This window comes from Arthrobacter sp. U41 (assembly GCF_001750145.1).
In the GTDB taxonomy this organism is placed as follows: Bacteria; Actinomycetota; Actinomycetes; order Actinomycetales; family Micrococcaceae; genus Arthrobacter.
In genome coordinates this window covers 3851343-3872346 of the sequence record NZ_CP015732.1, presented here as the reverse complement: position 1 = coordinate 3872346, position 21004 = coordinate 3851343, and the positions used below count along the sequence as shown (strand labels likewise).

The following is a 21004-nucleotide window of genomic DNA, read 5'->3' as shown; positions in this document are numbered from 1 at the left end:
GGGCCCTCCCGGCCGCCGGCCACCCCACGCATTTCCCAACACAAGCTTTTCACCCCAACAAGGAGTCCCGTGACTGCAACAGATTCATCCATCGCAACAGCCCGCCACGCAGCCCGAGCTGCCGCGGAGAAACTCGCCGAGGACATCATCGCCATGGATGTCAGCGAGCGGCTGGCCCTGGCCGACATCTTCCTGATTGCCTCCGCACCGTCCGAGCGTCAGGTCAACGCCATTGTTGACGGCATTGAGGAGGAACTTTCCAAGTTCGACCTCAAGCCGATCCGCCGCGAAGGGCGCTCAGGCGGCCGCTGGGTCCTGCTGGACTACGGCGACATCGTCATCCACGTCCAGCACGAGGAAGACCGGGTCTTCTACGCCCTGGAGCGCCTCTGGAAGGACTGCCCCGTCGTGGACCTGCAGCTTGGGGATGACGCCTCGGCCAAGGCCCCGGCAGCAGCCGAATCGGAGTAGCAGCCACGCGGCAAAAGCTGAATATGCCCGATTTGGAATTTTCCGAAGGGCTGTTCTAAGATATTTGAGTTGCTTCGGAGAGATCCGGACAAAGAGCCGGAGTCGAAAGCGGAAGCTGACGGAGTCGGAGCAACGAAAATTCGGGGCTGTGGCGCAGCTGGTAGCGCACCTGCATGGCATGCAGGGGGTCAGGGGTTCGAGTCCCCTCAGCTCCACCGGATAATCCGCCGGAATCGAAAGATTCCGGCGGATTTTTTGTCTGCGGATGGGTGCCCCCTCTGAAGAAATGAAGGCCTGCCAGGTTTTTTTCTCACGCAAGGGCGTGCCGATTCGCGTGAACGGGAATTGTGGTTTAAGATAAACAGGTTGCTTACGGGAAAATGGTCCTTCGCCGGGCGGTTTCCCCACGCAAATTCGGGGCTGTGGCGCAGCTGGTAGCGCACCTGCATGGCATGCAGGGGGTCAGGGGTTCGAGTCCCCTCAGCTCCACCGAAGAGGTCCTGCTCACTGAGCAGGGCCTCCTTTGTTTCCCGGTGTCTGGCCGCCAACCCGGAACCCCCGGGGGCTTTTTTACTGGCCGCCTCGCCGGCTCTCCCGCCAGGCCCTCCACGCACCCGTGGACCACAAGGCCCACAGCACAAGCACCGGCTGGAAGAGCAAGCGGATTCCGCGGCTCAGGTCCGAATCCAGGCCGAACGAATCGGTGCCGGTGGCGAACTGCGAGATGTTGCCCGGGAAGACCGCCACGAAGAAGGCCGCAACAATCCACCCGAGGGCCACCCGCCGCCGCCTGAGCAGCAGCAGGCCCAGGCCCAGGGCGATCTCCACCAATCCCGAGGCGACCACCACAAAATCCCGGTCCAGCGGGAGCCAGGGCGGCACCTGCGCGTAGAAGGCTTCCCGGCTCCACCAGAGGTGGCTGATGCCGGCCACCAGCAGGAACCCGCCCAGCACCAGCCGCCCGGCGGTGCGCCAGACCAGGCGCAGCCGGGAAACCGTGCCGTCGGATTGAACCGGGGTGTGAGTCATGGGTGTGCCGCCTTCGCTGTGTCGAGCCAGCTTAGCAATGCAGCTTCCACGGGCCCGGCCGCGGATGTCCGCAGGGTTGATGGCCCGGTTCGGTCCGCCGATGACTGCCTGGGCAAGTTCACCAGCGATACCGAGCCCCGTCCTGCGGCCACCTCACAAGAAACCAACCTGTCTCACATTTCATGAGACACCTGAAGGCCGGGCCTTCGGCCCTAGCCCGATGCGGGAGGGCGCTGTACGGTCACCTACAACCGCGTGTTGGCAGAGGGAGGTGCATCTGAATGGTGAGCAAACCACGTTTTGTAGACCGATTCATGCGTGCGACGGGGCATTTTAGGGCCGTGTTCGGACCGGCTGACCGGGGTGACTCAACCACCCAGGTCGTTCACAAGCACGACGAAGCGGAATTGATGTCGGACGAACAAATTTCCGAGCTGGAAGTGGAACGCGACGAACAAGGCCACACCTGGGTGGAGGACAAGAAACACACGGACTAACGAACGCTACTTCGGTGTCTCGGCGACGGGATGCCGGAGGCATCGCCGTTGCAGTGATGGCAGGACATGGCTGGCCTCCTTTTCGCCGGGCGCATGCCTACGTTTTACAACGGCGCCGTGGCCCGAGCAAGAGGGCAGTTATGTCATTCTGAGGCAGGAGAGCAAGCGAGCGTGCCGACCCTGGTGTGGATTGTGATCAGCGGTGTACTGATGAGTTCCCTGGCCCTGGTCGGCAGTGTGACGCTCCTACTCCCGGAGAAATACTTTGGACGGGTTGTCCTTCCATTGGTGGCCCTGGCCGCCGGATCCCTCCTCGGCGGCGCGCTGTTCCACATGCTCCCGGAAGCGGTGGAGGCCGTGGGGAATGTCCTGGCCGTCTACGGGTCGCTGGCTCTCGGGTTCGTGTCATTTCTGGTGTTGGAGCAGTTCCTGCACTGGCATCATTGCCACCGCAGCAAAAGTGCACACCGTCCGGTGGGATACTTGATTCTCATGGCCGACGGGTTGCATAACTTCATCGGGGGCCTGGCGGTTGGCAGTGCTTTCGTCCTGGATATCAGGCTTGGGATCATCACGTGGCTCGTCGCGGCCGCTCACGAGATTCCCCAGGAACTTGGCGATTTCGGGCTCCTCGTCCACAGCGGGTGGAGCCGCCGTCACGCACTGATGTTCAATGTCGCCTCGGCACTGACGTTCCTGATCGGCGGGGTCACGGCCTACGGGCTCTCCGGCACTCTAAACGTGGCCTTCCTTGTCCCCTTCGCGGCCGGCAATTTCATCTACATTGCGGCAGCCGACCTGATCCCGCAGTTCACCGCCGACGCAAGCGCCGTAGCCAAGCTCTCCCACACGCTCAGCTTTGTTCTGGGCCTCGGCGGGCTGTTTCTGCTCGCCGTCACTTTTGCGTAAACCCAGACAACCCCAGGAGGGCCATGATGACTCCACCGTCCCCGGCACCGGGCAGACGGGAACGCCGTCTGAGGCTGTGGGGAGCGCTCGGCGGGGCAGCCGCAGGCTTCGTGCTGGCATCCGTCGCATACCTGCTGATCACCCCGGTGCTGGAGGCCAGCCCCGGGTTGCTCCGGGAGCTGCAGGGTCTGTCGTGGAATCTCGTTCCCGGCCTCACTGTGCTCGGCGGCGTTACCGGATGGATGGCAGCTGGCCCCAGACGCCCGCACTGACTACGGTTACTGCTCACCGCAGGTCCCCGTCCCTCGGGAGCCGGGTCGGCGGCTTAGCAATGCAGCTTCCACGGGCCGGGTCCCGCCCGCTCGACTAATATTGGGGACGTGAACGAGACCCTGCCCCCGTGCCCCGAATGCTCCAGTGAATACACCTACGAGATGGGGGCGCTCCTGGTCTGTCCGGAGTGCGCCCACGAGTGGTCGCCGGCCGCGGAGCCGGAGTCCGAAGTTCAGGAAGCGAAGCCGATCAAGGACGCCGTCGGCAACATCCTCGCAGACGGGGACACCGTCACGGTTATCAAGGACCTCAAAATCAAGGGCAGTTCCACCGTCATCAAGGTCGGCACCAAAGTCCGGGGCATCCGGCTCGTCAACGGCGTCGGGGACCACGACATCGACTGCAAGGTCGACGGCGTCGGTCCCATGCAGCTGAAATCCAGCGTGGTCAAGAAGATCTGACCGGCACGACCGGCATGACCGCAGCGAATGACGGCCCGGTCAGGCCCGCCGACGTCGTCGTCATCGGCGCAGGCCAAGCGGGTCTCTCCGCTGCCTACCACCTGCAGCGCCGGGGCTTTGTCCCGGCGGCGACCGGGACAGAGGACCGGGATCCACCCCGGGGGCCGGCCAAAAGCTACATCGTCCTGGACTCCGAGGACGGCCCCGGCGGAGCCTGGCGCCACCGCTGGAAGAGCCTGCTGATGGCCACCGTGAACGGCATCAGCGACCTGCCCGGCATCCCGCAGCCCTCCGTCGACCCGGACGAAGCCAGCTCAAGCTTCCTGACCCGCTACTTCGGCGGCTACGAACACCAGCTCGCGCTGGCCATCGAACGTCCCGTCAAGGTCCGGGCCGTCTCCCGGGAGGACAACGACCCGGCCGGCCGGCTGCGGATCACCACCTCCCGCGGCGACTGGACCGCCCGGGGCGTCATGAACGCCACCGGCACGTGGACCCGGCCGTTCTGGCCGATCTACCCGGGCCAGGCGAGCTTCCGCGGCCGGCAGCTGCACGTCGCGGATTACGTCTCCGCCGAGGAGTTCCGCGGCCGGCACGTGATTGTGGTCGGCGGCGGCATCTCCGCCGTCGGCCTGCTCGAGGAAATCTCCCACGTCACCAGCACCAGCTGGTTTACCCGCCGGGAACCCGTCTGGCGGGACGCCGCCTTCGACCGGCAGGCCGGGCACGACGCCGTCGCCCTCGTCGAGGAGCGCGTGCGGCAAGGACTCCCGCCGCAAAGCGTCGTCGCCGTCACCGGACTGATCTGGACCCCGGTACTGCGCGCGGCCGCCGCCCGCGGGGTGCTGGAGCGCCACCCCATGTTCAGCGCCATCGAGCCCGGGGGAGTGCGGCTGGCCGACGGCAGCTTCCGTAACGCCGACGTGATCCTCTGGGCCACCGGCTTCCGGGCCGAACTCGAGCACCTCGCCCCGCTGCGCCTGCGCGGCCCCGGCGGCGGGATCGCGCTGGACGGCACCCAGGTCTCGGCGGAACCGCGGGTCCACCTGGTTGGCTATGGTCCGTCCTCGTCCACGATCGGCGCCAACCGGGCCGGCCGGACCGCGGTGGCGGCCATCCTGCATATTTTCGGGGAGCAGGATAAGTTGGCAGGGGCCCGCAACCTCCAGGCCCGAACACCCTGACTCACAAAAAAGGCGGCAGCTCGCGCGTGGCGGACAACACCCTTGAATCCCTCTTCTCCCGGCTGGGCAGGTTCCCGGACGTGGAGGCCGCCAACCTGCAGGCCTGGGACGCCACGGACAAGCTCCTCCTGGACACGGCCGTGGACCTGTCCGCTGCCGGCTTCCTGCGCCCCGGCAGCCAGCTCGCCATCGTGGGGGACCGCTACGGTGCGCTGACCCTCGGGGCCCTTGCTCTCGGCGCAGCCAGCCCCGGCGGCGGGGTGACCGGTCCGGTCCGGGTGCACCAGGACCTCATCACCGGGGAGCGTGCCCTTCGCCACAACGCCGGGAAGCTGGGCGTCGACGGCGGCTTCGAGCAGCTTCCGCTCGGTGCCGGATTACTGGCCGGGGCCACCGTGGTGCTCCTCCAGCTGCCCAAGTCGCTGGCGGAGCTCGAGGAGATCGCCGACGCCATCGCCCGCCACGCCGCCCCCGACGTGGTGCTGCTGGCCGGCGGCCGGGTCAAACACATGAGCCTGGGCATGAATGCGGTGCTCGAGCGCCACTTCAGCGAGGTCCAGCCCCAGCATGCCCGGCAAAAATCCCGGATCCTGCTGGCCCGCAGCCCCCGGCCCGCCGACGGCGCCCCGCCGTTCCCCATCACCGACGTCAACACCGAGCTGGGACTGACCGTGTGCGCCCGCGGAGCCGTCTTCGCCGGCACCGGGCTGGACATCGGCACCCGGTTCCTGCTGGAGTTCCTGCCCCGGATGCCGCCGGCACGGCACGCCATTGACCTGGGCTGCGGCACCGGGATCCTCGCGGCCATGTACGCCCGCAGCCACCCGGGCTCCCGGGTCACGGCCACCGACCAGTCCGCCGCCGCCGTCGACTCCGCCAGGGCGACGGCGGAAGCCAACGGCCTCGGCGCACAGATCACTGTCCTCCAAGACGACGCCATGGGCCTGCTGCCGGCCGGAGACGCCGATTTGATCCTGCTGAACCCGCCCTTCCACGTCGGCGCGGCGGTGCATGCGGGGGCAGGCGTTAAACTCATTGAGGCGGCCGCGCGGGTCCTCGCCCCCGGCGGGGAGCTCTGGACGGTGTTCAACAGCCACCTGCACTACCAGCCCGCCCTGCAGCGGCTGATCGGCCCTACCCGTGAAGTCGGCCGAAACCCTAAATTCACTGTGACGGCAAGCATCCGAAAATCAGCCGAAGTGTGAAGCGGGCGGGTGGGCGGTCACAGGGGCGTAACGTACGATTCTGACATAAGCAGTGCCCAGCCAAAGACGTTTAGGGGTTATCAGTGACTGAGATCCGCCAGCCCTCGCCGCGGCGCGGAACCAATTTGCCCCGCATGGGGGACTTCAACCTCACCGTGATCCTCGACGCCATCCGGCGTTCCCCGGCCGGCCTGAGCCGGGTCGAGCTGGCCCAGATCGTCGGGCTGTCCCCGCAGACAATCTCCAACATCTCCCGCCGTCTCCTGGACCAGGACCTCATCTACGAGGCGGGCAAGGAAGGCACCGGACCAGGCAAGCCACGGACCATGCTCCGGCTCAATTCCTCCGGCATGTATGCCGTGGGCGTCCATCTTGATCCGGCCCTGACCACGTTCGTGGTGCTGGACCTGGTCGGAGCCGTGGTCAAGCATTCCCGGATCAAGACCCCGGCCGGCACCGACGCCGGGGCCGTCATCGACACCATCGCCGCCGAAATCAAGCAGCTCATCTCGGATTCCGGCGTCGACCCGGCCAGGATCGCCGGCCTGGGCATCGCCTCGCCCGGACCGATCGACCTCGAGGAGGGCACCGTCGTCGACCCTCCGCTCCTGCTCGGCTGGGACCGGGTGCCGCTCCGCGATGCCCTGGCCGCGGCCACCGGCCTGTCCACCATCGTCGACAAGGACGTGACCAGCGCCGCCGTGGCGGAGACCTGGGCAGGCGGGCCGAGCGGCGCCGGCAGCTTCATCTTTATGTACATGGGCACCGGAATCGGCTGCGGGATCGTGCTCAACGATGAGGTGGTGCGCGGCACGTCGGGGAACGCCGGTGAAATCGGGCACATCCTGGTTGATCCTGACGGCCCGCCCTGCGACTGCGGGCTGCGCGGTTGCGTCAAGTCCTCCTGCATCCCCCCGGTGCTGGTCGCCCAGGGCGTCGCAGCCGGAGTGCTGGACGGACCCCTCGCCGAGGTGACCGGCCCCTCCCTCCAGGAGAGCTTCCTGGAACTGTGTGCCGCCGCCGCAGCCGGCGACCCCAGGGCAGTGGAAATCATCGACCACTCCGCCGTGCTGGTGGCCCGGGCCGTCTCGACCGTGACCAACGCCCTGGATGTGGACCGTGTTGTCTTCGGCGGACCGTTCTGGACCTGCCTCTCGCAGCGCTACCTCCAACGGATCCCGGAGCTGGTCCGGGAGGGCAGTGCCACCAAGAAGATCCATGCGATCGAGGTGGTCGGCACCGGCGTCGGCGAGGATGTCGGCGCGATCGGCGCCGCCTGCCTCGTGCTCGAACACACGCTGGCACCCCGCTCCCAGCGCCTCCTGCTGGGGGATTAGGGCAGGTCCCCGGCCCTCCGGGCGGGGATTATGGCCTCAGTCGATGTCCTCGATGATCGTGCCGAAGGGGATCGACTCGTCCAGGTGCGCCTGGTGGCCGGTGGGGCCGGGGTTGTAGGAGACCCGGACACCGTGTGACTTGTCCGCCGCCGACTGCATCAGAATCGGCCGGACCGTGTTGATGAAACTCTCGCTCTTGCCGGCGAGATACTCCTGGTAGCTGGCTGGAAGCTGGATCATGGCAAAAGGATAGTCCTGCACGGGCCCGATGGGGAGTGCCGGCGCCCGCCGGCCCGGCCTCCGGCACCGATCACGGACAGGCCCCGGGGAGCCCCTTGGCGAAGAAAATTCTGTCCGGGCCGGAAATGCGCCGTAAAGGTGCGTCTTAATTCGGGGCCGACTTGAACGCCTCCCGGGTGGCCCGTACAGTTCTATCCAAGTTACCTCAGTAACGTGTCAGCGATCCTCCGCTGAAAGGTCAGCCCCGCGGCGGCCCAGGAGGGTGTGGGTGCCCCCATGTGGGCCTGACATTTGCTCACGGACAACTTCGTATCAGGCGTAACAGTCGCGGCTGCGTCCTGCTGGAGTTTCCTCCGTGTTCCCCAAACTCAATTCACCGACGGCTCCCGTTTTCCGGGCAGTGCTGTCTGTGTTCACAGCCAAGGACGCAAATGTCTCCACCAAGCCTTATTGACACCCATCCAAATCTTGCCGGACCGGCCCCTGTCGCACTGTCCTACGAACTGTTCCCGCCGCGGTCGCCCGCGGCGGCTGAATCGCTCTGGACCACCATCGGCGAACTGGAAAGCACGGACCCGGACTACGTTTCCGTGACCTACGGCGCCAGCGGCTCCAACCGGAACACCGCCGTCGAACTCATCAACCGCCTCGTCCAGGAAACCACCCTGCGGCCCCTGGCGCACCTGACCTGTGTGGGGAACTCCCCCCAGGAGCTCGCCGAGATCATCGGCGAACTGCTCGACGTCGGCGTGCGCGGCATCCTGGCCTTGCGCGGCGACCAGCCCAACGACGGTGCCGTCCCTCCCGAGGGTTCGCTGCGCTACGCCCAGGACCTGATCGAGCTCATCCGCCGCGTCGAACAGCGCCGCTCCGCGCTGCTTTGCGCCGGCAAGGTGGCTGTCGGCGTCGCCGCGTACCCCACCCGGCACCCGGAATCCCCGAGTGAGGCGCACGACGTCGAGGTGCTGCTCGCCAAGCAGCGCTCCGGCGCCGACTTCGCGATCACCCAGGTCTTCTTCCACACCGAGCAATACGCGGATCTGCTGACCCGGGCACGCCGGGCCGGCGTCACCATCCCGATCATCCCGGGCGTGATGCCGCTGACCAGCATCCGCCGGCTCACCCGCCTCGGCGAGCTGACCGGCGTGGAGCCGGACCCGGCACTGATCGAACGGCTTGCCGCCGCCGACAGCGATGCCCAGCGCGCCCGCATCGGGGTCGGCGCCACCGTGGACCTGGCCAACGCGGCCCTGGACGCCGGCGCCCCCGGATTGCACCTCTACACCTTCAACGAACACACCGCGGCTCTTGACGTGCTGGACAAGCTCGCGCTGCCCCGGCCGCGCCGCAGCCACCAGCGCACCGCCGGCCGCCGGCAGCAGCGCACGGCCGGACGCCGCCAGCTCGCCAGCTGACGGCGCCTTCACCAACTCCTATCTTCCCTCCGCACCACACCCCCAACTCTTAGGACTTCCCATGACTGAAAAGAACACGCTCAACCCCACTCCATTCCCGGCTGCCTCGATCCTGGGCTACCCGCGCATCGGCCGGCGGCGCGAACTGAAGAAGGCCGTGGAGGCCTACTGGGCCGGCAAGATCGACGCCGCCGCCCTCGACGCCGCCGCCAAGGAAATCCAGCTCGGCACCGCCAGGCGCCTCCAGGGCCTGGGCCTCACCGAGGCCGCGGCCGTGCCCGGCACCTTCTCCTACTACGATCAGGTGCTCGACGCCGCCGCCCACCTCGGCGCCGTGCCCGCCCGCTTCGGCAACCTCCTGAACGCGCAGGGCCAGCTCGACATTGACGGCTACTTCACCCTCGCCCGGGGCACCAAGGACCAGCAGCCGCTGGAAATGACCAAGTGGTTCGACACCAACTACCACTACCTCGTCCCGGAAATCGGCCCGGAGACCAGCTTCTCGCTGACCTCCAACCGCATCGTGGAGGAATTCGAATACGCCCTCGCCAACGGCGTTCAGACCCGCCCCTACATCGTCGGCCCGGTCACCTTCCTGCTGCTGAGCAAGGCCTCCGATGACGCCCCGGCCGGCTTCAACCCGATGTCCCGCCTCGAGGATGTCCTGCCGGTCTACACCGCACTGCTGGAGAAGCTGGCCGCCGCCGGCGCGAGCTGGGTCCAGCTGGACGAGCCCGCCCTCGTGGTGGACCAGGACACCCCCGCCGCCGAGATCCAGGCCGCCGTCGCCCGCTCCTACGAGGCGCTCTCCGCCGCCGCCAACCGCCCGCAGCTGTTCGTCTCCACGCCGTACGGCGCACTCAACGGCCAGCTGGGCACCCTCGTCGCGACCGGCATCGACGCCCTGCACCTGGACGTCTTCAAGGGTGAAGTCCCGTCCGCCGCGGCCCTGGCCGCCCTGGGCAGCAAGACCCTCGTCGCCGGCGTCGTGGATGGCCACAACATCTGGCGCAACGATCTGGCCGCCTCCGCGGCGAAAATCGCCGAACTGAAGAAGTCCGTCGCCAGGCTCGCCGTCAGCACCTCCACGTCCACCCAGCACGTCCCGCATGACGTCGACGAGGAAGTCCAGCTCTCCGCGCAGCTGCGCAGCTGGCTCGCCTTCGCCGACCAGAAGGCCGCCGAGGTCGTCACCCTCGCCGGCCTGCTGACCGACCCGGACGCCGTCCGGCCGGCCATCGATGAGGCCACCCGCATCATCGCCGACCGCGCCGCAGCCGACGGCGTCCGCCGCGCCGAGGTGCGGAACCGCACGGCGGCCCTGACCGACGCCGACTTCAGCCGAGCCGACTACGGCGTCCGCGAAGCCGCCCAGTCCAAGGCCCTGCACCTGCCGCCGCTGCCCACCACCACGATCGGTTCCTTCCCGCAGACCGCTGAAATCCGCACCGCCCGGGCCCGCGCCAACAAGGGCGAGCTCAGCACCGAACAGTACGAACAGCTTATGAAGGATGAGATCAAGCGCGTTGTGGAGCTGCAGGAAGAGCTCGGCTTCGACGTCCTGGTCCATGGCGAGCCCGAGCGCAACGACATGGTCCAGTATTTCGCCGAAAACCTCGAAGGCTTCGACGTCACGGTGCACGGCTGGGTCCAGTCCTACGGCTCACGCTGCACCCGGCCCTCCATCCTGTGGGGCGATGTCACCCGCAGCGCCCCCATCACGGTGGAATGGGCGCGGTACGCGCAGACCCTCACCAACAAGCCGATGAAGGGCATGCTCACCGGCCCGGTCACCATCCTGGCGTGGTCCTTCGTCCGCGACGACCAGCCGCTTGGCGAGACCGCCAACCAGGTCGCCCTGGCCCTCCGCGACGAGATCGCCGACCTGGAAGCCGCCGGCATCAAGATCATCCAGGTCGACGAGCCCGCCCTGCGCGAACTCCTGCCGCTGCGCAAGGCCGACCAGGCCGCGTACCTGGACTGGTCGGTCAAGTCCTTCCGCCTCGCCACCACCGGCGCCGGGGATGCCACCCAGGTCCACACCCACCTGTGCTACTCGGAGTTCGGCGCCATCATCGACGCCATCGACGGCCTCGACGCCGACGTCACCTCGATCGAGGCTGCCCGCTCCCGGATGGAGGTCGTCCACGACCTCGAGACCCACGGCTTCGGCCGCGGCGTGGGTCCGGGCGTCTACGACATCCACTCGCCGCGCGTCCCGGGCGAGCAGGAAGTCACCGAACTGCTCAGCACGGCCGTCAGGCACGTCCCGTCCCGCCAGCTCTGGGTCAACCCGGACTGCGGCCTGAAGACCCGCGGCTACGCCGAGACCGAAGAGTCCCTGCGGAACCTGGTCGCGGCCACGAAGACGGTCCGCGCCGGACTGCTGGAAGCTGCCAAGTAGCGCTCCGCGGAGCCAGGGATCGGCCCGCCTGACGGGCTGAACCAACGACGCCGGCCGGCCACCTTTCAAAGGTGACCGGCCGGCGTCGTACGTTTTACTCATCGATTGCTGAGCTGCGGCCCTTTGGAACGCTCAGAAGGGCCGTTTCGGAGCACTCGACTCAGGATTCCCAGAGGATCTCGTCGTCCACGACGCCGTCCTCGTCCGCCGAGGCAACCAGGACCTCGTCGGTGAAATGCTTGCCGAGCGTGAAGTCCAGGACAAAGTAGCGTTCGGGCTGGCCCGGGAAGATGCCCACATGGCCGAGCTTCAGCGCTTTCAGGAACACCGCGTCGGTGAGCTGGCTCTTGTCCTCGACGCCGAACACCGTCTTCAGGTGCTCGTCCTTGATCGCGTTGCAGTGGAAGTGCCGGTACTCCTGCGGGCTGGTGCCGTCCTGCTCCAGCTCGTCGGCGATCATTTCGCGGACCTGGTCCACGAGTTCAGGCAGGAAACGCAACCGGTAGTCAACTTTGTGCAACGCCGCTTCGTCGAAACGGTCATGCGCGTTGACATTCAGGTCAAGCTCCACGGTCTGGCCCGCCAGTTCATGCTTGGCAGTGAAACTGTGGTCCCGTCCGTGGTTGAGCTCAACCTCTCCGAAGTGCTTGCTCGCTACCTTGTTCATATCTTCAACATAGCCCTGAAAACCGCTCCGTTCCAGCATTCCGGCGGTCTTTGTCTGGCCGGCTTACCATCGGCTCGGCGTGGCGTCCCCGCGATCCGGGACGTCCTGGACGTCCTGGGACGCCCGGGGATCATGGTCAACAACGGTGTCCACATCGGCGATCAATACGTCGTCCGGTTCGGCGTTCTCCACCAGCAGCGCCCGCTCGGAGGCGTGCTTGGGCGTTGGCCCGGCCGCCATGACGGTGTCCACCGCGGCGGTGGACGGCTCGGGACTTGGCATGATTTCCTCCGGTACAGCGGTCCCGGCCGGAGCGCCCCGGCGGCGGAGCATCTGCATCCACCGCGGACTGCTGCCAAGGATGCCGTGCTCGGCGAGCTCCTCAACCTCCAGGCCGTAGAAATCGCCGATGTGATCGACCAGCTGGGCGCGCCGGGCCCTTTCGTAGGCCCGGCGTTCCCTGCTGAAGGCGATGGTGGTGGCCCAGCAAATCAGCAGCATGATGATGCTAAACGGCAGGGCGATGATGATCGCCGCCGTCTGGAGGGCCACCAGGCCACCGGAGATCAGCAGCGAAATGGCCAGCACCGCGGTAATGACGGTGAAGAAGGTACGCACCCGCTTTTTCGGGTTGACCTGGCCGCCGGTGGCGATCATCCCCATGACCAGGGCGCCGGAATCAGCGGAGGTGATGAAGAAGATCGCGATCAGGAGGATCACGCCGACAGTCAGGACCGCGGTGCCCGGTACGTAGGAGAGCATGTTGAACAGCGCGCTGGAAACGTCGACGCTGCCGTCGGGCTCCAGGAGGGTGCCGTTTCCGCCCAGTTGCACAGCCAGGGCGGTTCCGCCAAGGACACTAAACCAGAGGACGCCGACCAGGGTGGGCACCAGGATGACTCCCGCAACGAACTGGCGGACCGTCCTCCCGCGGGAAATACGGGCGATGAAGATCCCCACAAAGGGGGCCCAGGAGATCCACCAGCCCCAGTAGAACGAAGTCCAGGAGGCCTGCCAGGCCGCCCCGGCCTCGCCGGTGAACGCATTGACGTTGAAGGAGAGACTGACAAAGTTCTGGATGTAGGAGCCCATGGACTGCACGAACTCGCGGAGCAGGAAGGTGGACGGTCCCAGGACCAGCAGGTACGCCACCAGGATCCCGGCGAGCACCAGGTTGATGATGGACAGCCACTTCATGCCTTTCGTCACTCCCGACAGGACGGACATCAGCACGAAGAAGGAGATCACGATGATGATAATGATCTCGGAACCCTGGCTGGCCTGCACCAGGTTTTTGCTCTCCAGCCCGGCGCTGATCTGCAGAACGCCCAGTCCCAAAGAGGTGGCCACGCCAAAGAGCGTGCCGACGAGGGCGACAACATCGATCACATTGCCCCACGCCCCCTGCACCCGCTTGCCCAGGAGTGGTTCAAGGGCCCAGCGGATGGACACCGGTCGCTTGCGCCGGTGGATGGCGTAGGCAAGGGACAGCCCGATCACCACGTAGATGGACCAGGCATGCACGCCCCAGTGCAAATAGGTCTGGCTCAACGCCTGCTGCGCCAGCTCCGGGGGCGTTCCCGAGACTCCCGGACGCGGACTGGCGAAGTGGCTGAGAGGTTCGCTGACGCCGTAGAAAACGAGCCCGATGCCCATGCCGGCGGCAAACAGCAGGGAGAACCAGGCCATCAGCGAGAACTCGGGTTTGTCGTCGTCATGGCCCAGCTTGATGTCTCCGAACCGGCTGAATCCAAGGAACAGGCTGAAGGCCACGAAGAAGCTGGTGATCAGGACGTAATACCAGTTGAAGGAATTGACGATGTTGGCCTGGACGGCAGCAAACATCGCTTCGGCGGTTGCGGGAGAAAGCAGGGCAAACCCCGCAAACAGCGTCACCGCCACGGCGGCCGGCCAGAATACCCAAGGTTCGACTACGCGCGTTTTCGTCTGCTCAGCCATTCTTCAAGGCTACGCGCGGAAGGCCCGGGGCACAGGAAAATTCTTCTCGTACTTGACGGATATCGGACCCGGCGCCGGTACATTGGGCGGATGCAAAACGTTGCCCCCGCCGTCGCCCGTGCCCGTGCATTTTTCGACAGCGGTGCCACCCGTCCGCTGGCCTGGCGGCTGGAGCAACTGCGCAGCCTGCGCCGGATGGTGGCCGAGCGCCACACGGAGTTCGCCGAAGCGCTGGACAGCGACCTGGGCAAGCACGCCACCGAGTCCCTGCTGACGGAAATAGGATTTGTCACAGCCGAAGCGGCGCACCTGGAAAAGAACCTCGAGGCGTGGCTGCGGCCGCGCCCCGTCGCCGTGCCGCTTGCCGTCCAGCCGGCCAAGGCCTGGACGGAGCTGACCCCGCTGGGGGTTGTGCTGGTGATCGGCCCGTGGAACTACCCGCTGCAGCTGCTGCTCGCCCCGCTGGCCGGCGCCCTCGCTGCCGGCAACACCGTGGTGCTCAAGCCGAGCGAACATGCCCCCGCCACCTCGGCGGCCCTGGCCCGCTGGATCCCGGAATACCTGGCCGGTGCGGCGGAGGTGGTCCAGGGCGGCATCCCGGAAACCACCGCCCTGCTGGCGATGCGCTTCGACCACATTTTCTTCACCGGAGGCGAAGCCACCGCCAAGGTGGTGCTGCGCGCCGCGGCGGAGAACCTGACGCCGGTGACCCTGGAGCTGGGCGGCAAGTCCCCGGCCTACGTGGATTCCTCCACGGACCTGGCCAAGGCGGCCAAGCGCCTCGCATGGGGCCGGTTCATGAACGCCGGGCAGACCTGCGTGGCGCCCGACTACATCCTGGCCACCGAGGACGTGCTGGTTCCGCTGGAGCGCGAACTGGTCAAAGCGATCGGCGCGATGTTCGGCACGGACTCCTCCCTCAGCGAGTCCTACGGCCGGATCGTCAACGACCGCCACTTCGCACGGATCGCCGCGCTCGCCGACGGCAGCACCGTGGTCCACGGCGGCGAGCGGAACGCCGCCAGCCGCCACTTCGCCCCGACCCTGCTCCGGCCCGCCCCGGGGGACACCGTCATGGGGGAGGAGATCTTCGGCCCGTTGCTTCCGCTGGTCCCGGTCTCCGGCCGGGATGAGGCCATCGGGATCATCAACGACGGCGCCAAGCCGCTCGCGCTCTACGTGTTCAGCAACGACGCCGACACCCGCCGGGCCTTCGCCGAACGCACCTCCTCGGGGGCGCTGTGCTTCGACGTCCCGGCGGCGCACCTCTCGGTGCCGGGACTGCCGTTCGGCGGTGTCGGCGGCAGCGGCATGGGCGCCTACCACGGGGAGCACTCGCTGCGGACGTTCTCGCACGAGCGGTCCACCCTGGCCAAGCCGTTCCGCCCCGACACCCTGGAACTGATCTACCCGCCCTACAACAAGACCAAGCACCGGATCATCAGCACCCTTGCCGGGGCGGGGGCAGGCCTCCGGCAGCGGCTGATGCAGCGGCTGCGCAAGAACTGACCCGTCCCCAACCGCAGGCTCAGCCCTTGCGGGGACCCGCCGGCTTGAGGGCCGGGGAGTTGAAGGTATCGCCCAGCAGGTCGAGAAAGAGCTGGACCTGGGCGGTCTGCTTCTCATTGATCAGCAGCGCAAAGACGTTGCGGGCCAGCCGGATCTCGGGAACGTCCAGCACCACCACCCCGGCGGGGCGGTGCAGCAGGGCAAGTTCGGGGACCAGCGCAGCGCCCAGCCCGGCCGCGGCCATCTCCAGGCTCGCGTGGAAGTCATCGCTGTACGCCACCACCCGCGGGTGCAGGTTGCAGCTGGCAAAAAGCCGCTCGATCACGGTGGCGTCGGAGGTGCCCGGGTGGTGCACAATCCACGGCATGTCGGAGAGGTGGTCCGCGGCGACCTTGGAGTCCGTGCCGATGCCCCAGGCCGCGGGCAGCACCACCCGGAAGTCGTCGTCGCCGATCCACTGCCGGTTCACGGTGTGCGGCCAGGCGAGGCCGGACTGCCCCACCTGGTAGACCAGTGCGACGTCGAGTTCGCCGCCGGTGCGCAGGCCCTGGATGGTCTGGGCGGGCTCCGCCACGGACACGCGCAGGTCGATGCCGAGCTTCTTCCATGCCGGGTTCGCCAGGATCCGCGGCAGCACATAGGTGGCCAGGCTGGGGAAGATGCCGAGCCGGAGTTCCTGCCGGGTGGTGTCCCCGGTGCGGGACGCCGCAGCCATCAGCGCCTCGATATCGGTCAGGACCTTGGCCGCGTGCCGGGTCATGACCAGGGCGGCTTCGGTGGGCTGGATGCTGCGGGCGGAGCGCTGGAACAGCTCGACGCCGGTGTCGCGCTCCAGTGCGGACATCTGCTGGGACACTGCCGACGCCGTGTAGCCCAGCCGGGTGGCGGCCGCCGCGAAGGAGCCCAGCCGGGTCACTTCGACAAGGGTCCGCAGGTGGACGGGGTTAATCAAGGGTTGCCCTTCGCCTAATTCCGGTGAGCCGGGACCGCAATCCCGCTTCATTCTGGCACATTTGGCAGAAGGGGAAATTGTTGGAACCCGGACACATCCGTGAACGCTCCGGCGACGAATTGCCCCTAAGAGGATTGACCAGGACGATTCAGCCAGTCGACGTACCAGCCAACAGGAGCAGATCAGTGTCAGATGCAGCAGGGATTCCCGAGGGCCGTCGGATAGCCGTGATCGGCAGCGGCGTGGCCGGACTGACCGCCGCGTATGTGCTGAACCGGCACGACACCGTGACTCTCTTCGAGTCCGAACCCCGGCTCGGCGGCCACGCCCACACCCACGACGTGCCTCAGGCCGGCGGCCCGATGCTCGGGATCGACACCGGCTTCATCGTCCACAACGAACGGACCTACCCGACGCTGCTGCGGCTCTTCGCCGAGCTCGGCATTGAAACCCAGGAGTCGGAAATGAGCATGTCCGTCCGCTGCGACGGCTGCGGCCTGGAATACGCCGGCGCCCGGGCCAAGGGGCGCGGCATCCTCCCCGGGCCCGCCACCCTGCTGCGCGGCCGGTACCTGCTGATGCTGCTCGAGGTGATGCGCTTCTACCGCAAGGCCCGCGCCCTGCTCGCCGAGACGGCCCCCGCGGGGGAGGAGCTGACCCTGGGCGCGTTCCTGGCCCGGGAGAAATTCAGCGGCTACTTCATCTCGCACTTCATGACCCCGATCGTCAGCGCCGTCTGGTCCTGCGACCCCACCACCGCGCTCGCCTACCCGGCCCGCTACCTCTTCACCTTCCTGGCCCACCACGGCCTGCTCGGCGTCTCAGGCTCGCCGCAGTGGCGCACCGTGACCGGAGGCTCGCGCACGTATGTGGACAAGCTTGCCGCCACGCTGCCGGACATCCGCCTCGCCAGCCCGGTCACCGGAGTGCGCCGCCACAGCGGCAGTGTGGAACTGACCATCAGGACCGGAACGGGCGCCGTGACCACCGAGACCTTCGACGCCGTCGTGATCGCCACCCACCCGGCCCAGGCACTGGACATGCTCACCGACGCCTCGCCTGCCGAGCAGGAAGCGCTCGGCGGGATGCCGTACTCGGTCAACCACACCGTCTTCCACCGCGACGACGCCGTCCTGCCGTCCAGTGACAACGCCAAGGCGTCCTGGAACTACCGGCTGCCCTCCTGCGACGCCCGGCCGGACAAGGTCCTGGTCAGCTACGACATGACCCGGCTGCAGCGGCTGGACCCCGCCGACGGCGGGCGCTACATCGTCAGCCTGGGCGAATCGGAGCTGATTGCGGACGACACCGTGCTGGAGCGCATGGTCTACGAGCACCCGCAGTACACCCCCGAATCCCTCCAGGCGCAGCAGCGGATCCTCGGGCTCGGCGATGGCCGGCTGGCTTTCGCCGGCGCCTACCACGGCTGGGGTTTCCACGAGGACGGCGCCCTCTCCGGGGTCCGGGCGGCTGCGCGGCTCGGACGCTCCTGGGACGATGCCGCCGTCGCACTTGATACTGTCGCCATAGATCCTGACCTGCAGACTGTCTCCGCGGAGGGCTCATGAGCGCACCAGCTGCCATCTACCGCACCTCCATCGCGCATGTGCGGCGCACCCCGCTGAAGAACGCCTTCACCTACCGCAGCTACAGCTGGTACGTCGACGTCGACCGGATCCCCGCGCTGCCCCGCCTGCTCCGGCCGCTGGCCGGCTTCAGCGCCGCGGACCACCTGGGCGACCCGGACGGCACCCTCCGCGGCAATGTCGAGGCGTTCCTCGCCACCCGGGGGATCGACCTCGACGGCGGCCGGATCACCATGCTGGCCAGCGCCCGGATGTTCGGGCACGTGTTCAACCCGCTGAGCCTGTTCTGGTGCCACGACGGTGCCGGGGAGCTGCGCTGCGTCCTCGCCGAGGTGCACAACACCTACGGGGAACGGCACTGCTACCTGCTCGAAACGGACGACGCCGGCCGGGCGAGCGTGCCGAAGGCGTTTTACGTCTCACCGTTCAATGACGTCGAGGGCCAGTACCGGATGAAGCTGCCGGAGCCCGGCGAGCGGCTCGCTGTTTCGATCGTGCTGGAACGCGAGGGGCAGCAGCCCTTTATCGCCAGCGTGGACGGCGAACGCCACGAGGCAACCGTGCGGAACATCCTCGCGGCGGCGCTCGCGGTCCCGCTGGCACCCTTGCGCGTCTCCGTGCAGATCCGCTGGCAGGGAATTAAGCTTTGGGCACGTCGGCTGCCCGTCATCAAACGACCACACCACCCTTCACAGGAGGCAGTTCAGTGACCATTACCGAAGCGACCGGATCCGCTGCAGGCCGCCCCCAGAAGGCGCCGGCGGCTGCCTCCGCCGGGCTGGCCCCCGGCTCCGCTGCCCCCGAGGCCGCTGCTCCTGATTCCGCGGTTTCCGTCTCCGCAGCCTCAATTGCCGTGGCCGCCCGGTCCGGGGTGCCCTACACCGTCCCGCAGCCGCCCGCGGTGGTGGACGCCGACATCTGGCCCGGCATCGCGACCGTCCCGTCCGGGCTGAAAGCAGCGGTCGCGGGCCGCGTGGCGGAGGCCATCTTCAAAGCCGCCGTGCGCCGGCTGCCGCTGGAGGTCCGGTACCCCGGCGGCACCGTGCTCGGCAAGCACGCCTCCGTGCAGGCCGGGGCCCTGACGGCCTACCCGGTGATGACGATCAACCGGCCCGAAGCCTTCGCGGCCCGGCTCGGCGACGGCGGACTGATCGGCCTGGGCGAGTCCTACATGGCCGGTGACTGGGACGCCGAGGACCTCACCGCCGTGCTCGAGGTGTTCGCGGCCAGCGTCGGCAACCTCGTGCCCGAACCGCTGCAGAAACTGCGCGCCCTCTACCTGCCGCGCCAGCCGCGCAAGGAACGCAACACCGAGCAGAACACCCGCTCGAACATCTCCCGGCACTACGACCTCTCCAACGAGCTCTTCGCCACCTTCCTGGACGAGACCATGACCTACTCCAGTGCGCTCTTCCCGGAGTCCGGCGAGGCACTCAAGAGCGTTGCATGGGACGGTTTCGCCGACGCCCAGCAGGCCAAGATCGACCGGCTGCTGGACAAGGCAGGTGTCACCCAGGGCACCCGGGTGCTGGAGATCGGCACCGGCTGGGGCGAACTCGCGCTCCGGGCGGCCCAGCGCGGCGCCACGGTCTACTCGGTCACCCTCTCCAGCGAGCAGCAGGAACTGGCCCGCCAGCGGGTGGCCGGGGCCGGCTACGCCGACGCGGTCACCATCGAGCTCAAGGACTACCGCGCCGTCGAGGGCGAGTACGACGCCGTCGTCTCCGTCGAAATGATCGAGGCGGTGGGCTTCGAGTACTGGGCCACCTACTTCCAGACAATCGAGCGGGTCCTCGCCCCCGGCGGGAAGGTCGCCATCCAGGCGATCACGATCGCGCACGACCGGCTGCTGGCCACCCGCTCCAGCTACACCTGGGTGCACAAGTACATCTTCCCGGGCGGGGTGATCCCCTCCGTGCGCGCCATCGAGGAGATCACCGAGAAGCAGACCGGACTCCGCGTCCGTGAACGCCTCGCCATGGGGGAGCACTACGCCCAGACGCTGCGGCTCTGGGAGGAACGCTTTATGGCCCGCGCCGCCGAGGTCCACGGCCTGGGCTTCGACGAGATCTTCCAGCGCATGTGGCTGTTCTACCTCTGCTACTCCCGCGCCGGCTTCGAGACCGGCTACCTCGACGTGCAGCAGATCGTGCTGGACAGCCGCAAGGCGGGCGAAGCCGGCAACTAGCGGGTCCTGTTAGACACCTCACGCCGTGGAAGGCGGGCACCTCCTGGGTGCCCGCCTTCTTCGTGTTCCCGGACACCATATCTAGTGGTGTGCGGCACCGCTGGGCCGCTTCGGCGCCACCGGCGACACGCCGTCTCCAGCGCGACACGCAGGGGAGTTAATTGTGCAAAGGTACTCCACAGCCTGTGGATTTCGTCTCCCAAAAGCGCGGAAACCCGGACATTTTTGAGCCCGCAGCCTGTGGACGGGCGGTGCATAAAATGACATACTTGTAATACATCATCTAGGGGTCCGCGCCGGCATCGCGCACTACATGTAGTGCCGCATGTAGTATCGGACTACAGTTCCACCAGCGGCAAAGTCCGCCGATTGGGGCCAGCAACGGATAAGGATTCCTGTCCCGCACCGGCCCTGTGAACGAAAAATACAGACTTTAGTAAAAGGGGACAGGGACCATGACCGTTACGGTTTACACGAAGCCGGCCTGTGTTCAGTGCAACGCGACATACCGCGCGCTGGACAAGAAGGGCATCACCTACCAGAGCGTCGACATCTCGCAGGATGCGGATGCCCTCGAGCGCCTGAAGGCCCTGGGCTACATGCAGGCCCCGGTTGTCGTTACCGACCAGGACCACTGGTCAGGGTTCCGCCCCGACAAGATCGAGGAACTGGCGCAGGCTGTCGCCGTCGCCGTAGCCTGAAACGCTCCGCAAGAATT

20 protein-coding genes and 2 tRNA genes are annotated in these 21004 nt (G+C 67.3%); 17 read left to right on the top strand and 5 right to left on the bottom strand.

What is annotated here, in order from left to right:
• Positions 1 to 69: 69 nt before the first annotated feature.
• The 3 genes from rsfS to ASPU41_RS17620 all read left to right on the top strand — a co-directional run bounded on the left by rsfS (position 70) and on the right by ASPU41_RS17620 (position 960).
• A complete protein-coding gene (gene rsfS, locus ASPU41_RS17630) occupies positions 70 to 471 on the top strand; it encodes a ribosome silencing factor (protein ID WP_069952013.1) in 402 nt (133 codons plus the stop codon).
• Between the two features lie 142 nt (positions 472 to 613).
• Positions 614 to 686: transfer RNA gene (locus ASPU41_RS17625), tRNA-Ala, on the top strand.
• Between the two features lie 201 nt (positions 687 to 887).
• Positions 888 to 960 (top strand) — tRNA-Ala (locus ASPU41_RS17620).
• Positions 961 to 1041: 81 nt separating this feature from the next.
• On the opposite strand, the gene ASPU41_RS17615 is transcribed toward ASPU41_RS17620, so the two are convergent.
• Positions 1042 to 1500: a DoxX family protein gene (locus ASPU41_RS17615; RefSeq protein ID WP_069952012.1), complete on the bottom strand. Its 459-nt coding sequence runs from the start codon at positions 1498 to 1500 to the stop codon at positions 1042 to 1044.
• 281 nt (positions 1501 to 1781) lie between these two features.
• Between ASPU41_RS17615 and ASPU41_RS17610 the strand changes: the two genes are divergently transcribed.
• The 7 genes from ASPU41_RS17610 (at position 1782) to ASPU41_RS17580 (ending at position 7366) form a co-directional block, all read left to right on the top strand.
• Positions 1782 to 1997 carry a hypothetical protein gene (locus ASPU41_RS17610; RefSeq protein WP_157357040.1) on the top strand — a complete coding sequence of 72 codons (216 nt, stop codon included), beginning with the start codon at positions 1782 to 1784 and terminating at the stop codon, positions 1995 to 1997.
• A gap of 171 nt (positions 1998 to 2168) precedes the next feature.
• Positions 2169 to 2906, top strand: coding sequence for a ZIP family metal transporter (locus ASPU41_RS17605; protein ID WP_197515701.1), 738 nt, complete (start codon positions 2169 to 2171; stop codon positions 2904 to 2906).
• A gap of 23 nt (positions 2907 to 2929) precedes the next feature.
• Positions 2930 to 3178: a hypothetical protein gene (locus tag ASPU41_RS17600; protein ID WP_069952010.1), complete on the top strand. Its 249-nt coding sequence runs from the start codon at positions 2930 to 2932 to the stop codon at positions 3176 to 3178.
• Positions 3179 to 3286: 108 nt separating this feature from the next.
• The gene (locus tag ASPU41_RS17595) at positions 3287 to 3640 is read left to right on the top strand and encodes a zinc ribbon domain-containing protein YjdM (protein WP_069952009.1); all 354 of its coding nucleotides are present in this window, start codon (positions 3287 to 3289) and stop codon (positions 3638 to 3640) included.
• 14 nt (positions 3641 to 3654) lie between these two features.
• Positions 3655 to 4824, top strand: coding sequence for an NAD(P)-binding domain-containing protein (locus ASPU41_RS17590; RefSeq protein ID WP_069952008.1), 1170 nt, complete (start codon positions 3655 to 3657; stop codon positions 4822 to 4824).
• 26 nt (positions 4825 to 4850) lie between these two features.
• Complete coding sequence (locus ASPU41_RS17585; RefSeq protein WP_069952007.1) at positions 4851 to 6029, top strand: class I SAM-dependent methyltransferase; 1179 nt, start codon at positions 4851 to 4853, stop codon at positions 6027 to 6029.
• A 134-nt stretch (positions 6030 to 6163) separates the two neighbouring features.
• Entirely contained in the window at positions 6164 to 7366 is a 1203-nt protein-coding gene (locus ASPU41_RS17580; protein ID WP_069952006.1) for an ROK family transcriptional regulator, read from the top strand.
• Between the two features lie 36 nt (positions 7367 to 7402).
• Here the strand turns inward: ASPU41_RS17580 and ASPU41_RS17575 are convergent, their stop codons facing one another.
• Entirely contained in the window at positions 7403 to 7606 is a 204-nt protein-coding gene (locus tag ASPU41_RS17575; protein ID WP_069952005.1) for a hypothetical protein, read from the bottom strand.
• 431 nt (positions 7607 to 8037) lie between these two features.
• On the opposite strand from ASPU41_RS17575, the gene ASPU41_RS17570 reads away from it, so the two are divergent.
• Both ASPU41_RS17570 and metE read left to right on the top strand, forming a co-directional pair.
• Positions 8038 to 9021 carry a methylenetetrahydrofolate reductase gene (locus ASPU41_RS17570; RefSeq protein ID WP_069952004.1) on the top strand — a complete coding sequence of 328 codons (984 nt, stop codon included), beginning with the start codon at positions 8038 to 8040 and terminating at the stop codon, positions 9019 to 9021.
• 61 nt (positions 9022 to 9082) lie between these two features.
• Entirely contained in the window at positions 9083 to 11425 is a 2343-nt protein-coding gene (gene metE, locus ASPU41_RS17565) for a 5-methyltetrahydropteroyltriglutamate--homocysteine S-methyltransferase (protein ID WP_069952003.1), read from the top strand.
• 160 nt (positions 11426 to 11585) lie between these two features.
• Here metE and ASPU41_RS17560 read toward each other — a convergent pair whose 3' ends face one another.
• Positions 11586 to 12092, bottom strand: a complete 507-nt coding sequence (locus ASPU41_RS17560) for a DUF2004 domain-containing protein (protein ID WP_069952002.1) — start codon at positions 12090 to 12092, stop codon at positions 11586 to 11588.
• 63 nt (positions 12093 to 12155) lie between these two features.
• Positions 12156 to 14051 carry a BCCT family transporter gene (locus ASPU41_RS17555; protein WP_083266599.1) on the bottom strand — a complete coding sequence of 632 codons (1896 nt, stop codon included), beginning with the start codon at positions 14049 to 14051 and terminating at the stop codon, positions 12156 to 12158.
• 90 nt (positions 14052 to 14141) lie between these two features.
• On the opposite strand from ASPU41_RS17555, the gene ASPU41_RS17550 reads away from it, so the two are divergent.
• Positions 14142 to 15560, top strand: a complete 1419-nt coding sequence (locus ASPU41_RS17550) for an aldehyde dehydrogenase family protein (RefSeq protein ID WP_069952001.1) — start codon at positions 14142 to 14144, stop codon at positions 15558 to 15560.
• A gap of 19 nt (positions 15561 to 15579) precedes the next feature.
• Here ASPU41_RS17550 and ASPU41_RS17545 read toward each other — a convergent pair whose 3' ends face one another.
• Entirely contained in the window at positions 15580 to 16512 is a 933-nt protein-coding gene (locus ASPU41_RS17545) for a LysR family transcriptional regulator (protein ID WP_069952000.1), read from the bottom strand.
• 185 nt (positions 16513 to 16697) lie between these two features.
• On the opposite strand from ASPU41_RS17545, the gene ASPU41_RS17540 reads away from it, so the two are divergent.
• The 4 genes from ASPU41_RS17540 (at position 16698) to nrdH (ending at position 20987) form a co-directional block, all read left to right on the top strand.
• A complete protein-coding gene (locus tag ASPU41_RS17540) occupies positions 16698 to 18080 on the top strand; it encodes an NAD(P)/FAD-dependent oxidoreductase (protein WP_069951999.1) in 1383 nt (460 codons plus the stop codon).
• Positions 18077 to 18808: a DUF1365 domain-containing protein gene (locus tag ASPU41_RS17535; protein ID WP_069951998.1), complete on the top strand. Its 732-nt coding sequence runs from the start codon at positions 18077 to 18079 to the stop codon at positions 18806 to 18808. Before ASPU41_RS17540 ends, ASPU41_RS17535 begins: the two co-directional genes overlap by 4 nt.
• The gene (locus ASPU41_RS17530) at positions 18805 to 20286 is read left to right on the top strand and encodes a class I SAM-dependent methyltransferase (RefSeq protein ID WP_442856212.1); all 1482 of its coding nucleotides are present in this window, start codon (positions 18805 to 18807) and stop codon (positions 20284 to 20286) included. The genes ASPU41_RS17535 and ASPU41_RS17530 overlap by 4 nt, the downstream gene beginning before the upstream one ends.
• Before the next feature lie 455 nt (positions 20287 to 20741).
• Complete coding sequence (nrdH, locus tag ASPU41_RS17525; protein WP_069951997.1) at positions 20742 to 20987, top strand: glutaredoxin-like protein NrdH; 246 nt, start codon at positions 20742 to 20744, stop codon at positions 20985 to 20987.
• The last annotated feature ends 17 nt before the right edge of the window (positions 20988 to 21004 follow it).

What these genes read in the sequence shown, in the direction of transcription:
- ASPU41_RS17580 (WP_069952006.1), top strand. Translation starts at nt 6,164, where the DNA reads ATGGGGGACTTCAACCTCACCGTGATCCTCGACGCCATCCGGCGTTCC.
- ASPU41_RS17610 (WP_157357040.1), top strand. Translation starts at nt 1,782, where the DNA reads ATGGTGAGCAAACCACGTTTTGTAGACCGATTCATGCGTGCGACGGGG.
- ASPU41_RS17600 (WP_069952010.1), top strand. Translation starts at nt 2,930, where the DNA reads ATGATGACTCCACCGTCCCCGGCACCGGGCAGACGGGAACGCCGTCTG.
- metE (WP_069952003.1), top strand. Translation starts at nt 9,083, where the DNA reads ATGACTGAAAAGAACACGCTCAACCCCACTCCATTCCCGGCTGCCTCG.
- ASPU41_RS17570 (WP_069952004.1), top strand. Translation starts at nt 8,038, where the DNA reads ATGTCTCCACCAAGCCTTATTGACACCCATCCAAATCTTGCCGGACCG.
- ASPU41_RS17555 (WP_083266599.1), bottom strand. Translation starts at nt 14,051, where the DNA reads ATGGCTGAGCAGACGAAAACGCGCGTAGTCGAACCTTGGGTATTCTGG.
- ASPU41_RS17560 (WP_069952002.1), bottom strand. Translation starts at nt 12,092, where the DNA reads ATGAACAAGGTAGCGAGCAAGCACTTCGGAGAGGTTGAGCTCAACCAC.
- ASPU41_RS17615 (WP_069952012.1), bottom strand. Translation starts at nt 1,500, where the DNA reads ATGACTCACACCCCGGTTCAATCCGACGGCACGGTTTCCCGGCTGCGC.
- ASPU41_RS17575 (WP_069952005.1), bottom strand. Translation starts at nt 7,606, where the DNA reads ATGATCCAGCTTCCAGCCAGCTACCAGGAGTATCTCGCCGGCAAGAGC.
- ASPU41_RS17550 (WP_069952001.1), top strand. Translation starts at nt 14,142, where the DNA reads ATGCAAAACGTTGCCCCCGCCGTCGCCCGTGCCCGTGCATTTTTCGAC.
- ASPU41_RS17590 (WP_069952008.1), top strand. Translation starts at nt 3,655, where the DNA reads ATGACCGCAGCGAATGACGGCCCGGTCAGGCCCGCCGACGTCGTCGTC.
- ASPU41_RS17535 (WP_069951998.1), top strand. Translation starts at nt 18,077, where the DNA reads ATGAGCGCACCAGCTGCCATCTACCGCACCTCCATCGCGCATGTGCGG.
- nrdH (WP_069951997.1), top strand. Translation starts at nt 20,742, where the DNA reads ATGACCGTTACGGTTTACACGAAGCCGGCCTGTGTTCAGTGCAACGCG.